A 19,015-nucleotide genomic window follows, 5' to 3' on the forward strand; every position below is an offset into this window, starting at 1 on the left:
GCTCCATGGCCACATGATGGGAACGTAACAATGCCCCCGGCCTGCGCTTCCGGCCCTGTCCGGGGCAGACGCGGGCGGTCCGGGCATGCACATAATCGGCTCCATGCCGCATGTGTTGCTGATCGAGGACGACGCGTCCGTACGGGACGGGATGGAGCTCGTGCTGCGCCGGCACGGGTACGGCGTGGAGACCGCCGCCACCGGCGAGCAGGCCCTCGCCCTGCTGGCCGGGGAGCGGGGCGCGCGGGTGGAACTGGCCGTCCTGGACCTGATGCTGCCCGGCATGGACGGCTTCGAGGTGTGCCGCCGCATCCGCGCCCGCTCGGCGACCCTGCCCGTCATCATGCTGACCGCACGCGGCGACGACTCGGACATCGTGACCGGTCTGGAGGCGGGCGCCGACGACTACGTCGTCAAGCCGGTCACCGCCCCCGTCCTGGAGGCCCGCATCCGGGCCGCGCTGCGGCGGGCGGAACCGTCCGGGCCGGTGCGCGGCGGAGCCGACGACCTCGCCGGGCTGGTGATCGACCGCGGCGGACTGACCGTCACCAAGCACGGCACCCCGGTCCCGCTGCCGCCCACCGAACTGCGGCTGCTGCTGGAGCTGTCGGCCTCCCCGGGCCGGGTCCTGAGCCGCGAGCAGCTCCTGGAATCCGTCTGGGACCACACCTTCCTGGGCGACTCCCGGCTGGTGGACGCGGCGGTCGGACGCCTGCGGGCCAAGCTGGAGGACGTACCGGCCAGGCCGAGGTACGTCCAGACGGTGCGGGGCTTCGGCTACCGCTTCGGACCACTGTGAAACGTACCGAGACCGCTGTGAAACGTACCGAGAAGGCCGCCGCGAGCCGTACGGACGGCGGCGGAGGCGGGCGCGGCGCCGCCCCGGAACGGCGCTCCCGGCGGCTCGTCGGCGGGCTGCGCCTCCGGCTCGTCGTCACCTTCGTCGTCGTCGCGCTCATCAGCGCGGTGACCGCGACCGCCCTCGCCTACCGGGACGCCCGCACCGCCGTTCTCCAGCGCACCCAGAACACCGCCGTGAACGACCTCCGGGAGCGGGTCACCGCGGTCGCCGCCGACTTCGACATACCGCCCGACCAGCAGTCGCTGTCCCGGTTCGCGGCCCGGGTGTCGGAGGGGCTCGGCGGGAACATCGTCGTCGCCCGCTACCAGGACCTCTCCGCCGTCTCCGACTCGCTCGCCGACACCAGAACCCGGATCACCACCGAGCTGCGGGCCGCCGTGATGACCGGCGGCGGAGCCCGGTTCCAGCGGGTGCGGTGGCGCGACGACCCCTATCTGGTCGTCGGTACGCCCGTCACGTTCGCCGACGGGGACCACCGCACCTCCGGCCTGGAGGTCTTCGCGATCACCGATCTGCGGGCCGAACGCGACGACACCGCCGCCCTGCTGGACTCCGTACGGACGGGCATGGTGCCGGTGGTGCTGCTGGCCGCGGTCCTGGCGCTGCTGGCCGCGGGGACGGTCCTGCGTCCGGTACGGAAGCTGGGCCGGGCCACCCGTGAGCTGGCGGCCGGGGACCTCGGCAGCCGGGTCGCCGTCTCCGGGCACGACGAACTCGCCGATCTGGCCCGGACGTTCAACGAGACCGCCGACGCGCTCCAGGTCTCCGACACGGAGCTGCGCGAGCAGGAGGCGAAGGCGCGCCGCTTCGTGGCGGACGTGTCCCACGAGCTGCGCACCCCCCTCGCGGCGATGACGATGGTGGCGACCGTCCTGGAGGAGGACGCCGACCAGCTGCCGCCGGACGCGGCACGGGCGGCCCGTACCGTCGGCGCGGAGACGGCCCGGCTGTCCCGGCTGGTCGAGGACCTGATGGAGATCTCCCGGTTCGACGCGAAGGCGGTACGGCTGAACGCGGCCGAGTCGGATCTCGCCGACACCGTGCGGGCGTCGCTGGCGCTGCGCGGCTGGACGGACCGGGTGCGGACCGAGCTGCCCGAGGGGCTGCGGGCGGTGGTCGACCGGCGCAGGATCGACGTGATCGTCGCGAACCTGGTGGGCAACGCGCTGCGGCACGGCGCCCCGCCGGTCACCGTGACGCTCGCGACGGCCCCCGGGGCGGACGGGGAGTGGGTGACGCTGGAGGTCGCCGACCACGGCCCCGGGCTGCCGCCGGGGACCAGGGAGCGGGTCTTCGACCGGTTCTACAAGGCGGACGCGGCCCGCACCCGCGGCGCGGCCGACGACACCGGACAGGGCAGCGGCCTCGGCACGGCGATCGCGCTGGAGAACGCCCGGCTGCACGGCGGCACGATCGAGGCGGCCGACGGGCCGCGGGGCGGCGCGGTGTTCACGCTGCGGCTGCCGCTACGACCCATGGGGAAGGACACGGAGTGAGGATCCGGCAGGGGATCGTGGCCGCCGCGCTCGGGGGCGCCCTCGTGGCGTGCGGCGTCCAGCCGACCGGGGTCATAGAGGCGGGCGAGCCCGCGTCCGGGCCGACGCGCGGCATGCGGCTGTACTACGCGTCCGCCGCCGGGCTGCGCGCGGTGCCGCTGCTCGACAGGGAGATCCGCGACCTCGTCTCGGTGCTGAAGCTGCTCGCCGAGGAACCGCCGCCGGTCGAGGAGCGTGGCGGGCTCACCTCTCTCGTCCCGCAGCTCGGCGGCTACGAGGCGACCGGCGAGGGCACCCGGGTCACGGTGCGCATGGACGGCTCGTACCCGGGGTCGGGGCGCGACCAGGGCACGGGCCAGCTGGTGTGCACGCTGGCGCGCGCCCAGTCCGTACTCGAACCGAAGGTCAGGACCGACGACGTCGAGGTCACCCTGCGACCCTCCGACGGCGAGGTGCTGGGCCCGTACCGGTGTGCGGAGTTCCTCAACGGGTGAGCGTCGCCCCCCGACACCGGGGCCGGCTCCGGGTCATCCCTGAGGATTCGGCGGTCCGGGCGTGGCAGGGTCGTGGTCGCGTCGACGGTTCCGCACGAGACGACGGGGGCAGCGAGCCATGGGACACGCACCGGACACTGCACCGGGCACGGCGTCGGACACCGCACCGGGCACGGCATCGGGCACGGCACCGGGCACGGCACCGGGCACGGCACCGGACACCGCGTCGGAGCGATGGTCGGGTGAGCGGCCGCTGCTGGTGTTCTTCGTCCTGGTGACCGTGGCGTCCGTCCCGTTCTGGGCGCTCGCGACCTGGTTCGACAGCACCGGCCGGGCGCCCGTCGGCCTTCCGGTCAGCGCGCTGATGTTCGTCTGCCCGGGTGTCGTGGCCTGGGCCCTGATCCATCGTCGGGAGGGCCGGGCCGGGGTCGTCCGGCTGCTGAAACCGGTGGCCGGCCGCTCCGGTGTCCCGCGCAGGGGCCGGTACGCGGTCGCGGTGGCCCTCATGCCCGCCATCGCGGTGACCGCGTGGCTGCTCGCCGGGCGGCCGGGGGCCGATGCCGGCGGCCCGACCCTGCCGCTCGCCACGGTTCCGGTGCTCGCCGTGGTGTTCCTGATCGCCGCCGCGGCGGAGGAGCTGGGCTGGACCGGATACGCCACGGCCCCGATGGTCCGGCGCTGGGGAGCGGTCAACACCGGTGTCCTGCTGGGGGTGTTCTGGGGGGCCTGGCATCTGATTCCGCTGGTCCAGGCGCATCACGGCGCGGCCTGGATCGCCGGCTGGTTCGCCACCACCGTCGCCGTACGGGTCGTCATGGTCCTGCTCCGTCCGGGCAACGGGCCCGGTGTGCTGTCCGCGGTCTGTGTCCACGCCTCGCTCAACGTCTGTGCCGCGACGACCCCGGGATACGGCGTGGACCGCGTGTCCCTGATCACCGGCGGCATCACCGTGCTCGTGGCCGGTTCCATGGCCGTCGCCGCCGTGACCGGCTCCCGGACCTGACCGGCGATCAGCCCTTCGGCAGTGTCACGGAAGGCAAGGCCCGGAAGCTACACGCACCGGACGGTTCCGCGCGCACCGGCGCGCATGTCCGGCGGGCGATACAGCCGTATGGCCCCCGTAGGGATTCGCGCCCGCCCGACGCGGCGTTAACTGGGCTCGGCGGTAAGAGGCGTGACGGGGAGCTCGCCGGTGTGCCGTCGCCCCCCACGACTGCTGAGGAGTCTCCCGTGTCCGTGTTCCGTCCGTCGGCCGTCCGGCGTCCCCCGTACGCCGTCCGTGCCGGCGCCTGTGCCGCCACGCTGCTGCTGCTCACCGCGTGCGGCGACACCACCTCCGACACCGCGACCGGGAACCCGGCCGCCCGGGCGTCCGCCAAGGTCCCCGCCGGTGAAGCGGGGCCGCAGGCCGACGGGGTACGGAGGCGGGCCGCCCCCGGGCCGTACGCGCCGGTCGTCCGGCCGCGCGAGATCCCCGCGCTGGGGCCGAAGACCCGGGCCGCGATCCCGGCGTCCGCCAAACAGGTCTTCGTCGTCACCGGCGACTCCTACAACTCCAGCCTGTCCACCGCGGTCCTCTACGCCCGGGACAACCCGGCCCTGGGCTGGCTGCCCGTCACCACGCGCTGGCCGGCCCACAACGCGCTGAACGGCTGGACCGACGAGCACTGGGAGGGCGATCTCCGCTCCCCGGTCGGGGTCTACGGGCTGACCTACGCGGGCGGCCTGTTCGATCCTCCCGAAACGGCGTTCCCCTACGACCGGAACCCGGCGTTCGTGGTGAGCGGCGAGGGCTTCGACGGGGAGCAGCTCGAAGGGTCCTTCGACTACGTCGTCGCCGTCGACTACAACCGGACCCCCGGCGTCACGCCACTGGACCAGGAACGCCCCCTCGGCCAGGAGCGCGGCGGCGGCATCTGGATCCACGTCGACCACGGCGGCCCGACCCAGGGCTGCGTCTCGATCCCCCTGGACCGGATGCGGGAACTCCTGAGCACCCTCGACCCGGCGAAGAAGCCGGTCGTCGTGATGGGCGACGCGGAGGCGCTGGAGCAGTGAACCGGATACGGGCCAAGAGACGGGCCCGTACGCTGGAGGAAGCCCGTTTCCGTACCAGGAGGCAGTGATGACCGTGACTGACGAGGGTGTGCTGACACAGGAGGTCTTCGAGGACCTTGCCCGTCACGCCATACGCGCCGAGGAAGCACTGCGTCTGGAATTCGTGAACGGGAAAATGGGGGTCAAGGCTGTGCCGGACGGGGATCACGGGCGAATCATCGAGTGGCTCACCCGGCAGTGCATGCAGGCTGATCCCGGCCGCTGGCTCTACGCCGAACAGGGACTGCGCATCGAGACGTACCGCAGGGGGAACGCCCGGCCTGATGGGGCGCTCGCTCGCAGCGGCGCCTTCGTCGGCCAGGGCGAATGGGCCAGCCCCGACGGTGTCCTGATGGTCGTCGAGGTCACCTCGTACGACGAGGACACCGACCGCCGGGACCGGGTCGAGAAGCCGCGCGCCTACGCCGAGACCGGGATCCCCGTCTATCTGCTCATCGACCGTGACACCTGCGAGGTCAAGGTGCATTCGCAGCCCGACGGGGTGCGGTACGAGCAGGTGGTGACGGTGCCGTACGGCAAGACCGTCGAGCTGCCCGACCCGGTGGGCATCGAACTGGACACCGAGCCGCTGAAGAACTGGGTCCGCTGACCACGGGAGCAGCGGTACGGCGAAGGGCGGGACCGGCAACGCGGTCCCGCCCTTCGCCGTACGCACGCCGCGTTACGCGGGCTTCTCCTCCAGACGCGGGAAGAGCACCGCGCCCTTCGTCACCGTCGTGCCCGCCGGGAGCCGGCCCCAGCTGCCCGCGTCCTGCACGCGCTGCTCGGCCAGTGCGCCCAGGGACGCCTCGGCGCCCAGCGACTCCCACAGCTTCTGCGAGGTCTCCGGCATCACGGCGTTCAGCAGGACCGCGACGCCGCGCAGCGACTCGGCGGCCGTGTAGAGGATCGTCGCGAGACGGGCCTGACCCTCGGGAGAGGTGTCCTTGGCGACCTTCCAGGGCTCCTGCTCCGTGATGTAGCCGTTGACCTGCTTCACGAAGTCGAAGATCGCCAGGATGCCGGCCTGGAAGTCCAGCTCCTCGCCGATCTTCTCGTCGGCCGTCGCGACGGCCTTGGCCAGACCCTCCTGGACCGCCTTCTCGGCGTCACCCGATGCGGTGGCCTCCGGGAGCGCCCCGCCGAAGTACTTGCCGACCATGGCGGCGACGCGCGAGGCGAGGTTGCCGTAGTCGTTGGCGAGCTCGGAGGTGTAGCGGGCGGAGAAGTCCTCCCAGGAGAACGAGCCGTCGCTGCCGAACGCGATCGCCCGCAGGAAGTACCAGCGGTACGCGTCCACGCCGAAGTGCGAGGTCAGGTCCTGCGGCTTGATGCCCGTCAGGTTCGACTTCGACATCTTCTCGCCGCCGACCATCAGCCAGCCGTTGGCCGCGACCTTTCCGGGCAGCGGCAGGCCCTGCGCCATCAGCATCGCGGGCCAGATCACCGCGTGGAAGCGCAGGATGTCCTTGCCGACCAGATGCACGTTCGCGGGGAACGTGCCGTCGAACTTCTCCTGGTTGGCGCCGTAGCCGACCGCCGTGGCGTAGTTCAGCAGGGCGTCGACCCACACGTAGATGACGTGCTTCTCGTCCCACGGCACCGGGACGCCCCAGTCGAACGTCGAACGGGAGATCGAGAGGTCCTGGAGGCCCTGCTTGACGAAGTTCACGACCTCGTTGCGGGCGGACTCGGGCTGGATGAAGCCCGGGTTGTTCGCGTAGAACTCCATCAGCTTCGGGCCGTAGGCGCTCAGCTTGAAGAAGTAGTTCTCCTCCTTGAGGATCTCCACCGGCTTCTTGTGGATCGGGCACAGCTTGACGCCGGCCTCGTCCTCGATGAGGTCGCCGGGGAGCTTGTACTCCTCGCAGCCCACGCAGTACGGGCCCTCGTAGCCGCCCTTGTAGATCTCACCCTTGTCGTACAGGTCCTGGACGAACTCCTGCACCCGGTCGGTGTGGCGCTTCTCCGTCGTACGGATGAAGTCGTCGTTCGCGATGTTCAGGTGCTCCCAGAGGGGCTTCCACGCCTCCTCCACGAGCTTGTCGCACCACTCCTGCGGGGTGACGTCGTTCGCCTCGGCAGTGCGCATGATCTTCTGACCGTGCTCGTCCGTGCCGGTGAGGTACCACACCTTCTCGCCGCGCTGGCGGTGCCAGCGGGTGAGCACGTCGCCTGCGACGGTCGTGTAGGCGTGGCCCAGGTGAGGAGCGTCGTTGACGTAGTAGATGGGGGTCGATACGTAGAAACTCTTCACGCCGTCGCCCCCTTGCTTCTCGGATCCAGTGGCCGCCATGGTCGAAATCCTAACGGCCCGGGGAAGATCAACTCACACCGATAAACCCGGCCACGCACGTGGAGACCTTTGCGAAACATCCCTTCCCGTAGCAAAGACGCATCCTGGGAGGGAGTGGACACGCGTGTACGAGGCAGGGGACATCACGATGCGGGTACTGGTCGCCGAGGACGAGGAGATCCTGGCGGAGCTGGTCGCCACCGGACTGCGGCGGGCCGGGTTCGCCGTCGACACGGTGTACAGCGGTGACGCCGCCCTCGCCTACCTGGGGCTGCACGACTACGACGTCGTCGTCCTGGACCGCGACCTGCCGCGGGTGCACGGCGACGACGTGGCGCGCGGGCTCGTCGCCTCCGGCTCCCGGACCAGGATCCTGATGCTCACCGCCGCCGGATCCATGGAGGACCGGGTCGCCGGGCTCGACCTCGGCGCCGACGACTACCTGGGCAAGCCGTTCGAGTTCCCGGAGCTGGTGTCCCGGGTCCGGGCGCTGCGCCGCCGCAGCGCCCGCCCGGTCCCGCCGCAACTGGAACGGCACGGCATCCGGCTCGACACCGTACGGCGCACGGCCTCGCGCGAGGGGCGGGAGCTGGACCTCTCGCCGAAGGAGTTCTCGGTGCTCCAGCTGCTGCTGGAGGCGGACGGCGGGACCGTCAGCGCGGAGGAGCTGCTGGAGCGGGCCTGGGACGCCAACGCCGATCCGTTCACCGGCGCCGTGCGCGTCTGCATGAGCAAGCTGCGCGGGAAGCTCGGGGAGCCGGCCCTGATCCGTACGGTGCAGGGAGTGGGGTACGCCCTGTGAGGCCGCCGTCCGGCGTGCCGCACTCCAGGATCCGGGCCAGGATCGCGCTCGTGTACGGCGGGGTGTTCCTGATCCTCGGCACGGCGCTGCTCGCCACCGTCAACCTCGCCTCCCGCGCCGGTACGGACTCCCAGGCGCGCGACATCGCCCGTACCGCCGCGGTCGTCCAGCCCGGCTACGCGGTGAACGGTCCGCTGATCACCCGGCGGAATCTCGGGCCGCCCACCGTCTACGACCTCACCGACCACGTCAGCGACGCGGCCGGCCACCAGCTGCTCATGTGGTCGGCGGCCGCGCTGCTCGTGATGACGGCCTGCGCGGTCGGCGTCGGCTGGTGGACCGCGGGGCGGGTGCTGCGGCCGGTGCACGCCATGACCGCGAAGGCCCGCCGGCTCTCCGAGCACAATCTGCACGAGCGGATCGCGTCCAGCGGACCCGACGACGAGCTGAAGGAGCTGGGCGACACGCTCGACGCGCTGCTGGCCCGGCTGGAGAAGGCGTTCGACAGCCAGCGGCGGTTCATCGCCAACGCCTCCCACGAGCTGCGGACCCCGCTCGCCACCCAGCGGGCCGCGATCCAGATCGGCCTGGACGACCCGACGCCGGAGGATCTCGTACGGACCCGGCAGACGCTCCTGGACAACAACCGGCGCAGCGAGCGGCTCATCGAGGGGCTGCTGGTGCTGGCGCGCAGCGAGCGCGGCCTCGCCGAGGGCGAGCGGGAGGCGGTGGATCTCGCGCGGGTGGTGGCGGAGGAGACGGCCCGGCACCCGGGCGTGGAGGCCGCCACCGGGCTCTGCACGGTGCGCGGGAACCGGCTGCTGCTGGCGCAGCTGGTGGCGAATCTGCTGGCCAACGCCGTCACGTACAACGTGCCGGGCGGGACGGTGGACGTGTCACTGGCGACGGTCCGCGGCGCGGCGCTGCTGAAGGTCCGCAACACCGGGCCGGTGGTGGACGCGGCGGACATCCCCGGGCTGTTCGAGCCGTTCCGGCGGGGCGAGGGCCGGGACCGGATGGGGCGCGGGTCGGGCCTCGGCCTGTCGATCGTGCGCTCCATCGCGGTGGCGCACGGCGGTACGGTCACGGCGGTGCCGGGCCCCGAGGGCGGGCTCGCCGTGACCGTACGGCTGCCGGTCGATCAGTCGGCGGTCACTGTCTCGCGGGCGGCGACCCAGGCGGGGAGCGCGGCGAGGACCTCGCGGTAGAACGTCGCGTCCGCGACCTCCCGGGGCGCGGGGCCCGCGTGGAAGAACCCGGCGTTCGGGGCGTCCAGCTTGCGCAGGAAGTCGAAGCCCTTGGCGTCCTCGTCGCCGAACGCGACGAACTGGAAGAACAGTGGCAGCCGGGCCGCGTCGGCCAGTGCCTGCTTGGCCGCCTGCTTGGCGTCCGGCGGGCCGTCCGTCTGGAAGACCACCAGGGCGGGGCCGGTCGCGCCGGACTTCTCGTAGTGCGCGACGACCTCTTCGACGGCGCGCTGGTAGTTCGTGCGGCCGAGGCGGCCGAGGCCCGCGTTCAGCTCGTCGATCCGGCCCTCGTGGTCGGCGAGGCCGACGGTGCCGGTGCCGTCGATGTCCGTCGAGAAGAAGACCACGGGGACGGTCGCGTTCTCGTCCAGGTGCGCGGCGAGCGCCACCGTGCGGTCGCCCAGGTGCTGGGCGCTGCCGTCCTTGTAGAACGGCCGCATGGAGCCGGAGCGGTCGAGGACCAGGTAGACGGTGGCGCGCAGCCCGGTCAGCCCGTGCGCCTTCAGCCCGGCCTGGGCCGCCTTGTACGAGTCGACGAGACCGGGAGCCCGCGACTTGACCTTGGCGAGGGTGAGGGCGGGCTTGGCGGCGGCGGTCGTGGCCGCGGGGGTGGTGGCCGCGGTGGCTGCGGCTGCCGGGGCGGGCTCCGGCTGTGCTTCCGGCTGTGCCTCCGGCTCGGGGGCGGGGGTCTCGGCCTCGGGCTCGACGGCCGTCTTGGTCTCGACCTCGGGCTCGGCCTCGGGCTCGACGGCCGCCTTGGTCTCGACCTCGGGCTCGGCCTCGACCGGCTCCGGCGTGGGCTCGGCCTCGGCGGTCACGGGCTCGGGCTCCGGTGTGGGCTCGGCCTCGGCGGTCACGGGCTCGGGCTCGGCAACGGTCGGCTCGGTCTCGGCGGGGGCCTCCACGGCCTCGACGGTCTCGGCGACCTCTGCCGTCTTGACTGCCTCAGTGGTCTCGGCGACCTCTGCCGTCTCGACGGTCTCAGTGGTCTCGGCGACCTCGGAGGCCTCCGGCTTCACCGGCTCCGGCTCCGTGACCTCCGGCTTCGTGGCCTCCGGCTTCGTGACGTCCGGCTCTGTGACCTCAGGCTCCGTCGACTCCGGCTTCGGTGCCGATCCCTGTGCCGGGACCGTGGGGACGGACGCCTTGTCGAAGGCGGCGGCCACCAGGTCCGAGGCCAGGCCGCTGGTGTCGCCGGCGGACCGGGGAGAGGCGGGTGCCGGGACCGAGGCCTTTGAGGCCGGGGCGGTTTCGAGCACCGGGGCCGGCTTCTCGGCCGGCTCGTCCGCCGTGGCGGTCGCGGTCGCCGTCGTGGCCGGCTCCGACTCCGCGGGCGCGGTGCGCTCGGTCTGGGGCGGGACCGTGGCCGTCGGCGCGTCCTGCTCCGCGCGGTCACGGCCGAACACCTTGCGCAGCAAGCTCCGAATGCCCATGGGCGAGGCCTTTCGCGTGAGTTGGGTGCGAGAAATGTCCGACCTGCGGGAATTGATCCCTGGCCAGGGCGGATACGTAAGGTTAGCGGCCGGATCCGGCCCTTCGGTGGTGCGGCCCGCCCGTGTGGAAACCGATCCGCAACCGATCCCCGAACGAGTCCTGTGGGCAAGCCGTGCGGGGCTGATGTACGTCGTTCAAATGTGCGCACCCGATCCCGAGTTGCCTTGTTAACGTGAACGGACGGTGTGCTTGACGCTAAGTCAGGCACACCGTTGTCCGTTGTCCGGCCGTGTTGCCAAGAAGGGCTTCCGCATGGGGAAACAAACCCGTAGAACACGCTTTGCCGCCTGCGCCGTCGCGGCGGGTGCGATGCTTTCCGGCCTCGTCCCGGCGGCCGGTGCCGCCGCCGTGCCGATGTCCGCCGCGCCGTCCTCGGTGCGGGCCGCCGACGAACCCGTACCGGGCAATGAGGGGATGCCGGACGACGGGTTCGACAGCGAATCCGAGGGTGAGCAGGACGACTTCGCCGGAACCGGAGCCGCGGCGGCCTCGGTCACCCCGGCCGTCCCGGGTGCCGCCGCCCTCGCCGCTCCCGTCCCCGGCCGGGCCGCCGACTTCAAGCTGGCGAAGAGCACCGACATCTCCGGTCTCGTCACGAAGCTGGATGCCGCGCTGCCCAAGCAGGGCCTCACCGAGCTGATGGAACAGGCCAATCGGCCCGCCGGGTGGGAGGGCGCCTGCGGCACCGCCGGAATCTATGGTTCCGATCTTGCGGTCAACCACCGCGTCTGCTGGAAGAGCGACGACGCCACCTCGTCGGAGTGGGTGCCGCAGGCCATCACCGGCGTCTCGGACGCGCAGGAGGACGAGGACTGGGGCACGTCCAACGCCGAGCCGATCGCGGTGGCCGGCTACGACGCGGAGAACCCGGGCCGCAGCAACTACGCCAAGGACCGCGACAACTGCCTCCAGGACTCCGCGTCGGACGCCTGCAACGAGAAGGGCATCCGGGTCAGCTTCTTCAACCAGGCGACCCGGATGTACCGCCATGTGCTGCTGGTCTGGCCGTACCTGAACTCCAAGGACCACATCTCCTTCGACGCGCTGCACGCGAGCGAGGGCAAGTGCACCACCGAGGTGACGTCCTCCTGCGCCGCGCAGAACGGCATCCACGCGGGTGGCATGGTCTGGTACGGCAATTACCTGTACGTCGCCGACACCGCCAACGGCATGCGGGTCTTCGACCTGCGCAAGATCATGGACCTCAGCCCGGACAACAAGGCCGACGTCGACGACCCGACGCCGGACGGGCTGGTCAGCAATGTCACGGACAAGAAGCGGATCGGCCGGCAGAGCAACGTCTGGTACGGCTACGGCTACCGCTATGTCATGCCGCAGGTCGCCACGCTGAAGTTCACCACGGCGAAGAACGGCGGGACCACCAGCGGCAACCAGTGCTACGCCACCGGCCGCCCGAAGGCCTCGTACATCTCGCTGGACCGCACCGACACCGACCACATGGTCCTCGGTGAGTACTGCAACACCAACAACGGCGGCACGAGCCCCGGCCGCGTCGGCACGTACCCGATGACCGCGCTGACCGCCGCCGTCGAGGGCGCCACCGGCGCCACCGCCTCCGCCGACCTGGCGTACGGCCTGCCGACCGGCGCCAAGTTCAACAACGAGGCGCTGTGGCACAAGATCCAGGGCGTCACCCGGTACGAGGGCAAGTGGTACTTCCACCGCAGCAACGGCTACGACAACGGCCGGCTGCTCCAGGCCACACCGGGCACGGTCGACGGAACGTCCCAGCTCGTCGGCAACGCGAAGACGCTGGAGTCGGCGTTCGGGCCCGAGGACCTCTACCTCGCGCACGGGCGCGGTGACGGCTTCGCCCCGCAGCTGTGGTCGCTGAGCGAGCACGCGCCGAGCAAGTGCGGGGCGTGCAAGCGCGAGGTGTACAGCTACAACATGTCGGAAGTGATCAGCGACTTCGGCTGATCCGCACGACGCCCACGACAGGCCCTAGAGTCGGAGACATGGTTTCCGGTGAGGCGCCGCAGGCGGAGGGCAGCGTTCGGGTCGACGTCTGGATCTGGTCGGTCCGGCTGACGAAGACCCGTTCGCAGGCCGCTGCCGCCTGCCGCGCGGGTCATGTGAAGGTCGCCGGCGAGCGCGCCAAGCCCGCCCAGGCGCTGCGCGTCGGCGACGAGGTACGGCTCCGGCACGCCGGACGCGACCGGATCGTGGTTGTGTCGAAGATCGTCAAGAAGCGGGTCGGCCCCCCGGTGGCGGCGGAGTGCTTCGTCGACAACAGCCCGCCCCCGCCGCCGCGCGAGGTGGCGATCCAGGTGCCGGTGCGGGACCGGGGCGCGGGCCGCCCGACCAAGCGGGACCGGCGTGAGATGGAGCGGCTGCGGGGCGACGGTTCCGCCGGGTGACGTGTCGGGGCCGGGGCGACGGCGCCGCCGGGTGACGCGTCAGGGCCGGGGCGACGCGATCGCCCGGGCCGCCGCCACCTCCTGGCGCAGCGGAGCCAGTACGCCCTCCTCGTCGCCCGGAAGCTCGGTGCGCACCTCCACCAGCACCTCGCTGGCCCGTATCCCCTCGGCCAGCTCCCGCAGCTGCCGCCGGACCTCCGCGACCTCGGCCGGCGGCGGCTCGGGAGCTCCGTGGTTGACCCGGACCCGGGCCGCCGTCGTCGCGTCCACGATGCGTTCGACCGCGACGACCAGTGGCCACCAGGCCGCGGCCCGGGTGCCGACCGGGGGCGGTTCGGTCAGGGCGCGCTGGAATTCGGAACGTACGACGGACAGGTCGCGGTAGATCCGGCGCCGGGCCCGCACCCGCTCCGCCCGGTCGCCGGAGCCGCCGGGATCGAAGGCGCACGCCACGTAGTCGGCGGTGTCCGACACCGCGTCCGCGAGCCGGTGGCCGATCCGTACGTGCCAGCTCTCCGGCCACAGCAGGTAGCCCGCCACCAGCACGATCGCGCAGCCGATCAGGCTGTCCAGGAAGCGCGGCCAGACCAGATGGAAGCCCTGGTGGTTCAGCAGGTCGGACAGGAGCAGGATGACCGGGGTGATGGCCGCGGTCTGGAACGCGTAGCCCTTCGCGGTGAGCGCCGGGATCAGGGCGGCGAGCACCACCATCACCGGCACGTCCCACCAGCCGACCGGCACCGCGGCGAGCACCGGCGCGGCGATCACGAGCCCGGCCGCCGTGCCCACCGACCGCAGCACGGCCCGCGAGAACACCGAGCCGAAGTCCGGCTTGAGGACGAAGGTGACGGTCAGCGCCACCCAGTACGAGCGCGGCACCGGGATCAGCGAGGTCAGTGCCTGCGCCAGGCCGATGCACAGGGCGAGCCGGAGCCCGTACCGCCAGGAGGCCCCGGAGAGCAGTACGTCGCGGGTGGCCCGCCGGATCCGTACCCCGAGCGCGGCGGGGCGGCCGAGCCGGTCGTCGACGTTGTACGGGTCGGGGTCGGCCTTGTGCACCACGACCGCCGCGTGCCGCAGTGCGCTGTCCACCGCCCGGGTGGCGGGGGAGTCCGGTGCGGGCAGGGTGAGTTCGGGGCGGCCGGTGCGGCTCTCCTCGACGGCGGCGGCCAGTTCGCGCACCGCCGCCGGGATCTCGTCCGGGAGCGGGCGCCGGCGGACATGGACGGCGGAGGCCGCCTCGACGAGCGGGATGACGACGTTGAGCTGGGCGAGCAGCCGCACCATGGCGTTGCTGCGGCCGTGGTAGCGGGCCCGGCGGGCCAGGATCAGGTCGTACGACGTGTTGAGGGACTGGGTGACGGCCTGGCGCTGCTTCTCGTAGGCGTCGGTGCCGGCGGCGGCGAGCAGGTCGGCGACCGCGAGGTAGGTGCCCGCGACCGCGACCCGCTCCGGCAGCTTCCGCCGCAGCGGCCAGGCCAGCAGGGTCAGGGCGAGCACGAACAGGCCGCCGACCGTGAGCAGCAGCGGCGCCACCCACCAGGGACTCGGCATCGGCAGCCCGGCGCCGACCACCGCGTTGAGCAGGAGCAGCAGCCCGGAGACCGAGGCGACGGCGCCGATCGTCGACATCATCCCGGAGACCAGGCCGACCAGTGTCAGCGCGGCGACGGCCCCCCAGCCGGTGCCGTACACCAGCGTGCCGAGCATGATGCCGAGCGCGCCGAAGAGCTGCGGCACGGCGATGTTGAGTATCCGCATCCGGTACGCGTCGGCGGTGTCGCCGATGACGCCGGAGAGCGCGCCCATGGAGACGAGCGCGCCGTACGCCGGGCGGTCCAGCGCGAAGCCGACGGCGAGCGGTACGGCCAGGGAGACGGAGGCGCGGGCCACCGCCGCCCAGGCGATGGGCGTGGCGGACTGCGGGCGCAGTCCGCTCAGCAGCCAGGGGGGCGGCGTCGCCCGCCGCCGTCCGGAGCCGGCCTCGGTGTCGGTCAACGCGTCCCCCTGAGTCCTGCGTTCAGCCGCGGTAGCCCTCGACCTCGTCGGCGGGGCGGACCTTCGCCGCGGACGGGTCCTCGCCGAACTCGCTCAGTGCCCGGCGCTGCCGCAGCAGGTCCCAGCACTGGTCGAGCCGTACCTCAACGGTACGCAGCCGTGACTTCTCGTCGTCGCTGAGGCCCAGCTCCCGGGTGGAGCGGTCGCGCAGGCTCCGTTCCTCGGAGATGAGTCCGCCGATGTCGTCGATGATGTCGCGTTCCCGTTCGTCCATGACGTCTCTGCTCCTTCGGAAGGCATTCGGTCGGAAGGCAGTCGGTGTAGGGCGGTGGGAGCCGGCTCAGAGCACGATGACGGTCTTGCCGCGTGCGCCGCCCGTCCGGTTCCGGTCGAGGGCCTGCGGGGCCTTCTCCAGCGGGAGCTCGATGTCGACGGGCACCCGCAGCACGCCCTCGGCGGCGCCCGCGGCCAGGACGTCGAGCAGCACCGGGGTGGGTTCGAGCCGGAAGTCGATCCCGGTCACGCCCGCGGGCAGGGCGGCCCCGCCGGCGACGCCCCGGGTGGTGAGGGCGATGCCGCCACCGCGCACCAGGGCGGCGTGCGAGGCGAAGGAGCCCGGGGTGGTGGAGACCAGGTCGACCAGCGCGTCCACGCCGTCCGGGCAGCTCTCCCGTACCGCCGCTTCGAGCGGCCGGTCGGTGATGTCGATGGTGACAAAGGCGCCCAGCTCCGTCATCCGCCGGTGTTCGGCACCGCGCACGGCGGCGATCACGCGTATGTCGCGGGCCGAGGCGAGCTGGGTCAGATAGCTGCCGACGCCGCCCGCCGCACCGATGACCAGCAGGCTCTCGTGGCCGCGGAACACCGCGGTCTCCAGGATCTGGGCGGCCGCCATCCCGGCGGAGGGCAGCGCGGCCGCGGCCCGCAGCGGCAGGCCGGGCGGCACGACGGTGATGGCGGAGTCCTGCGGTACGGACACGTAGTCGCAGTACGTGCCGCCTCCGGCCGCGTTCGGCCGGGCGACCCGGCCGAAGACCTGGTCGCCGACCCGGAACCGGTTGTCGCCGCTGCCGATCATGTCGACCCGGCCCGCGAAGTCCACCCCGACGACCATCGGGAACACCCGGGGTGCCGGTCCGTCGTCCGGGGCGCCCTGCGCGGCCTGCCAGTCGGACGGGTTGAGCGCGGCGTACTCGATCCTGACCCGGACCTCACCGGCCTCCGGCTCGGGCTTGGGCATCTCCACCAGTGCGGGGTCGGCCCGGAACGCGCCGACGGCTATGGCTCGCATGCGGAAGACCTCTCAGTCGCCCCCGATCCGGCAGTCATCAGCACCACTCTTCCCCGGCCCGCCCGCCGCCGCACGTCGAGCGCGCGGCCCCGCCGCCCGCCCCTCGCGGGCCGGGTCATTCCGCGCCCGGACCCGGCTTTCCCCGGGCCGTCTGCAACCGCGCCGCCACCGCGCACAGGGCCACTGCCAGCCCCACCCCGAACACCGTCCACGCCGTCGTGCGCAGCGAGCCGGTCAGTGCGTCGTACACCGCCGCCGCCCCCGCCGTCTCACTGTCCGGCACCTCGGACAGCACCTGGTCGCGGGCGTACGCGAGCACCGCGCGCAGCACCAGCGCCCCCAGCGCGAAGCCGAGCCCGGTCACGGCGGTGGCGGACAGGGCGGCGGGCCGGGAGCGTCTGCGTCCCGGTCCGCCGCCGTACAGCCAGGCCACCGCCACGGCCAGGACCGCGACCAGGAGCGTGGCCACGGCCGGCCGGACGCCACCGGCGCGCAGCAGCCGGAAGGTCTGGCGCAGCTGGTCGGCGCGGTCGGCGGAGATGAGCGTGATGTCGGTGTGCTGGACCGGGATCCGGTCGGCGAACGGCACCCCGTTCTCCTCCAGATTCCGTTTGACCTGCTCGGTCACGGGCGCCAGATCGATGATCACGGCCTCGCCGGTGTTGCCGTCCAGAGCGGCGGTCACGGCCTCGTGGGCGGTGCGGTTGGCGGCGTTCCAGGCGTCCTGGAAGGCGTCGGTGGTGGTGAAGGAGAGCACCGCCCGGCGCAGGAAGTCACGCACCGTGTCCTGGAGCGGTCCGGCGTCGATCTGCTTCATCGCACCGTCGGTGATGAGGTCGGTGACGGTGCTCTGTACGTCGGGGTCGGAGGCGAGCGGGGCGACCGCTTCGACGTAACGGTCCGTGTTGTCGATCTCCAGATCCACCCAGGCGGACAGCGCGCCGACCGGCACCAGGACGGCGAGCAGCACCACCAGTACCGCCGAGAGACCCGCCGAGAGATACGTCCGCACCCTCCCAGGGAATCCCGCGGGCGGGCGGCACGCCCCGGGCCGTACGCCATCCGAGTTGCCGGGCGGCGCGGCCGGGTGTGCCCTGGAAGGAAACGGAGTCACGGAAGGAGAACCCCGCATGTCCACACACGCGGCAATGCCGGCCGGCGGACGGACCCGGTCGAGGTCGCACGCCCGCCGTCACAGCGCGCTCTCCTGGGCGATCCCCGTCACGCTGGGTGCGGCGTACGGTCTCTACGCCTCGTTCATCCTCCGCAACAACGGCGCGAGCGGCTACCGGCAGTTCTGGTACGGGCTGATCACCGCGGTGGTGCTCGCCGCCCTGTGCTTCGTACTGGGCCGGATCCAGCGCGGCATGCTGCCGCTGGTGCGGGCGGCGGCCTACGGCGCGCTGACCGCGGCGGCGATCGGTCTGCTGGTCGGGCTGACCGATTCGAGCGTGCTGAGGTCCTCGGCGCTCGGACTCGCGGTCGGCCTGGGCATGTTCATCACCACGTTCTACATCTACTACACGCACGAGGACATCCGTCCCCGTTCCCGCTCCCGTACCTGAACGCGGGCGGCACCCGTACGCGCGTGCCGCCGGCGACCGTCCCGCGCCCCGCTGTCAGCCGTTCGCCGGCGGCGGGGCGCAGGACGTCACCGGGTGCACCGCGGTGGCCCGGGTGAGGTCCGCCGTGACCCGGCCCGTGTCGGTCCTGAGCGTCATCGTTCCCCCTCGGGTGCGCAGCGGTTCCCCGCAGACCGTTCCGGCGGGGGTGGTGACCGAGACCCGGGGCCCCTCCTTGGACGGTCCGTACCAGGTGATCCCCACGGCCGTGACGAGCAGCGCGGCGCAGCACAGGGTGAGCGGCACGCCCCGTGCGAGGGCCTGGGCGGCGCGCAGGGCCTCGGTGTGGTCCGCGGCGACGCTGTCGAACCGGAACGTGCCGGCGTCGCCCGCGGACGCCGGCCGGCCGTGGGCGGCACGCAGCAGCGACAGGCCCCCCGCACCGCCGCAGAGGAGCGCGAGGAGCAGTACGAGGCCGACGGCGACGGCGTACGGAGCGGCGAGCGAGCCGATGTCGCTGCGGCCCCGGAGCAGGCCGAACCCGACCAGCCCGGCCAGGAGCGCGGCGAGGCCGTTGCGCCAGGCCAGCGCGGACTCCCGGACCCGGGGCAGTTCGCGGCGCAGCAGGGCCCGGTGGTGGCGGGCCGCGAGCCGGTCGGCCGGGGTGCCGGCCGGTCCCGGCACGGCACGCCAGGTCATCGCCGCTCCCTCTCCAGCAGGATGTTCCAGTACGCTCCGCAGCCCTCCTCGTCGCCGGGCCTGCCCGGATGCTCGGTCGTGCAGACGCAGAGCACCGGTACCGGAACGCCTCCCGGGCCGGCACCCCCGGCCCGGCCCGCCCGTGGCGCCGCCCGGACGACCGAACGCGTCCAGGTGTAGACCGTCGTGCAGTGGCAGCGCGGGCACGTGCCGGTCAGTACGGCTCCGTCCCCGGTGGTCTCGATGCGCAGGCCGGCGGTGTACGAGGCCGGGTAGCCGGGTTCCGTGACCTCCTC

Annotated in this window: 19 protein-coding genes; 11 read left to right on the forward strand and 8 right to left on the reverse strand. The window is 72.7% G+C overall.

The annotated features are described in order from the left end of the window. The first annotated feature begins 103 nt into the window (after nucleotides 1–103). The 6 genes from AADR41_RS15445 to AADR41_RS15470 all read left to right on the forward strand — a co-directional run bounded on the left by AADR41_RS15445 (nucleotide 104) and on the right by AADR41_RS15470 (nucleotide 5,559). Nucleotides 104–799, forward strand: coding sequence for a response regulator transcription factor (locus tag AADR41_RS15445; protein ID WP_342281958.1), 696 nt, complete (start codon nucleotides 104–106; stop codon nucleotides 797–799). 116 nt (nucleotides 800–915) lie between these two features. After that, entirely contained in the window at nucleotides 916–2,358 is a 1,443-nt protein-coding gene (locus tag AADR41_RS15450) for a HAMP domain-containing sensor histidine kinase (protein ID WP_342281974.1), read from the forward strand. Next, complete coding sequence (locus AADR41_RS15455) at nucleotides 2,355–2,852, forward strand: hypothetical protein (RefSeq protein WP_342281959.1); 498 nt, start codon at nucleotides 2,355–2,357, stop codon at nucleotides 2,850–2,852. The genes AADR41_RS15450 and AADR41_RS15455 overlap by 4 nt, the downstream gene beginning before the upstream one ends. Before the next feature lie 118 nt (nucleotides 2,853–2,970). Next, nucleotides 2,971–3,855 (forward strand): CPBP family intramembrane glutamic endopeptidase, encoded by an 885-nt coding sequence (locus tag AADR41_RS15460; protein ID WP_342281960.1) that lies wholly within the window; start codon nucleotides 2,971–2,973, stop codon nucleotides 3,853–3,855. Nucleotides 3,856–4,082: 227 nt separating this feature from the next. Next, nucleotides 4,083–4,910: a hypothetical protein gene (locus AADR41_RS15465; RefSeq protein WP_446751045.1), complete on the forward strand. Its 828-nt coding sequence runs from the start codon at nucleotides 4,083–4,085 to the stop codon at nucleotides 4,908–4,910. Between the two features lie 67 nt (nucleotides 4,911–4,977). After that, the gene (locus AADR41_RS15470; protein ID WP_342281961.1) at nucleotides 4,978–5,559 is read left to right on the forward strand and encodes a Uma2 family endonuclease; all 582 of its coding nucleotides are present in this window, start codon (nucleotides 4,978–4,980) and stop codon (nucleotides 5,557–5,559) included. A 72-nt stretch (nucleotides 5,560–5,631) separates the two neighbouring features. Here AADR41_RS15470 and metG read toward each other — a convergent pair whose 3' ends face one another. Beyond that, on the reverse strand, nucleotides 5,632–7,245 hold the full coding sequence (gene metG, locus AADR41_RS15475) for a methionine--tRNA ligase (protein ID WP_317866893.1): 1,614 nt from the start codon (nucleotides 7,243–7,245) through the stop codon (nucleotides 5,632–5,634). 148 nt (nucleotides 7,246–7,393) lie between these two features. Here metG and AADR41_RS15480 point away from each other — a divergent pair, with 148 nt between their 5' ends. Both AADR41_RS15480 and AADR41_RS15485 read left to right on the forward strand, forming a co-directional pair. After that, nucleotides 7,394–8,047: a response regulator transcription factor gene (locus AADR41_RS15480; protein ID WP_198677111.1), complete on the forward strand. Its 654-nt coding sequence runs from the start codon at nucleotides 7,394–7,396 to the stop codon at nucleotides 8,045–8,047. After that, nucleotides 8,044–9,255: a sensor histidine kinase gene (locus tag AADR41_RS15485; RefSeq protein ID WP_342281962.1), complete on the forward strand. Its 1,212-nt coding sequence runs from the start codon at nucleotides 8,044–8,046 to the stop codon at nucleotides 9,253–9,255. The genes AADR41_RS15480 and AADR41_RS15485 overlap by 4 nt, the downstream gene beginning before the upstream one ends. Here the strand turns inward: AADR41_RS15485 and AADR41_RS15490 are convergent. Beyond that, nucleotides 9,189–10,727: a VWA domain-containing protein gene (locus tag AADR41_RS15490; protein WP_342281963.1), complete on the reverse strand. Its 1,539-nt coding sequence runs from the start codon at nucleotides 10,725–10,727 to the stop codon at nucleotides 9,189–9,191. The genes AADR41_RS15485 and AADR41_RS15490 overlap by 67 nt on opposite strands. Before the next feature lie 313 nt (nucleotides 10,728–11,040). On the opposite strand from AADR41_RS15490, the gene AADR41_RS15495 reads away from it, so the two are divergent. Together AADR41_RS15495 and AADR41_RS15500 are read left to right on the forward strand one after the other, a co-directional pair. After that, entirely contained in the window at nucleotides 11,041–12,729 is a 1,689-nt protein-coding gene (locus AADR41_RS15495) for a hypothetical protein (RefSeq protein ID WP_342281964.1), read from the forward strand. A gap of 38 nt (nucleotides 12,730–12,767) precedes the next feature. Further along, a complete protein-coding gene (locus AADR41_RS15500) occupies nucleotides 12,768–13,169 on the forward strand; it encodes an RNA-binding S4 domain-containing protein (protein WP_342281965.1) in 402 nt (133 codons plus the stop codon). A 39-nt stretch (nucleotides 13,170–13,208) separates the two neighbouring features. On the opposite strand, the gene AADR41_RS15505 is transcribed toward AADR41_RS15500, so the two are convergent. The 4 genes from AADR41_RS15505 to AADR41_RS15520 all read right to left on the reverse strand — a co-directional run bounded on the left by AADR41_RS15505 (nucleotide 13,209) and on the right by AADR41_RS15520 (nucleotide 17,470). Next, nucleotides 13,209–15,167 carry an FUSC family protein gene (locus tag AADR41_RS15505; RefSeq protein ID WP_342281966.1) on the reverse strand — a complete coding sequence of 653 codons (1,959 nt, stop codon included), beginning with the start codon at nucleotides 15,165–15,167 and terminating at the stop codon, nucleotides 13,209–13,211. 22 nt (nucleotides 15,168–15,189) lie between these two features. Beyond that, a complete protein-coding gene (locus tag AADR41_RS15510) occupies nucleotides 15,190–15,441 on the reverse strand; it encodes a DUF2630 family protein (RefSeq protein ID WP_342281967.1) in 252 nt (83 codons plus the stop codon). Between the two features lie 66 nt (nucleotides 15,442–15,507). After that, nucleotides 15,508–16,458 carry an NADP-dependent oxidoreductase gene (locus tag AADR41_RS15515; RefSeq protein ID WP_342281968.1) on the reverse strand — a complete coding sequence of 317 codons (951 nt, stop codon included), beginning with the start codon at nucleotides 16,456–16,458 and terminating at the stop codon, nucleotides 15,508–15,510. Nucleotides 16,459–16,573: 115 nt separating this feature from the next. Continuing rightward, a complete protein-coding gene (locus AADR41_RS15520) occupies nucleotides 16,574–17,470 on the reverse strand; it encodes a hypothetical protein (RefSeq protein WP_342281969.1) in 897 nt (298 codons plus the stop codon). Between the two features lie 118 nt (nucleotides 17,471–17,588). On the opposite strand from AADR41_RS15520, the gene AADR41_RS15525 reads away from it, so the two are divergent. Next, complete coding sequence (locus AADR41_RS15525; RefSeq protein WP_342281970.1) at nucleotides 17,589–18,023, forward strand: hypothetical protein; 435 nt, start codon at nucleotides 17,589–17,591, stop codon at nucleotides 18,021–18,023. Between the two features lie 54 nt (nucleotides 18,024–18,077). On the opposite strand, the gene AADR41_RS15530 is transcribed toward AADR41_RS15525, so the two are convergent. Continuing rightward, a complete protein-coding gene (locus AADR41_RS15530; RefSeq protein ID WP_342281971.1) occupies nucleotides 18,078–18,719 on the reverse strand; it encodes a hypothetical protein in 642 nt (213 codons plus the stop codon). Beyond that, the coding region (locus AADR41_RS15535; RefSeq protein ID WP_342281972.1) for a hypothetical protein at nucleotides 18,716–19,015 on the reverse strand (300 nt) is incomplete at its 5' end. The genes AADR41_RS15535 and AADR41_RS15530, both read right to left, overlap by 4 nt.

This window comes from Streptomyces sp. CLV115 (assembly GCF_038448545.1).
Classification (GTDB): Bacteria; Actinomycetota; Actinomycetes; order Streptomycetales; family Streptomycetaceae; genus Streptomyces; species Streptomyces sanglieri.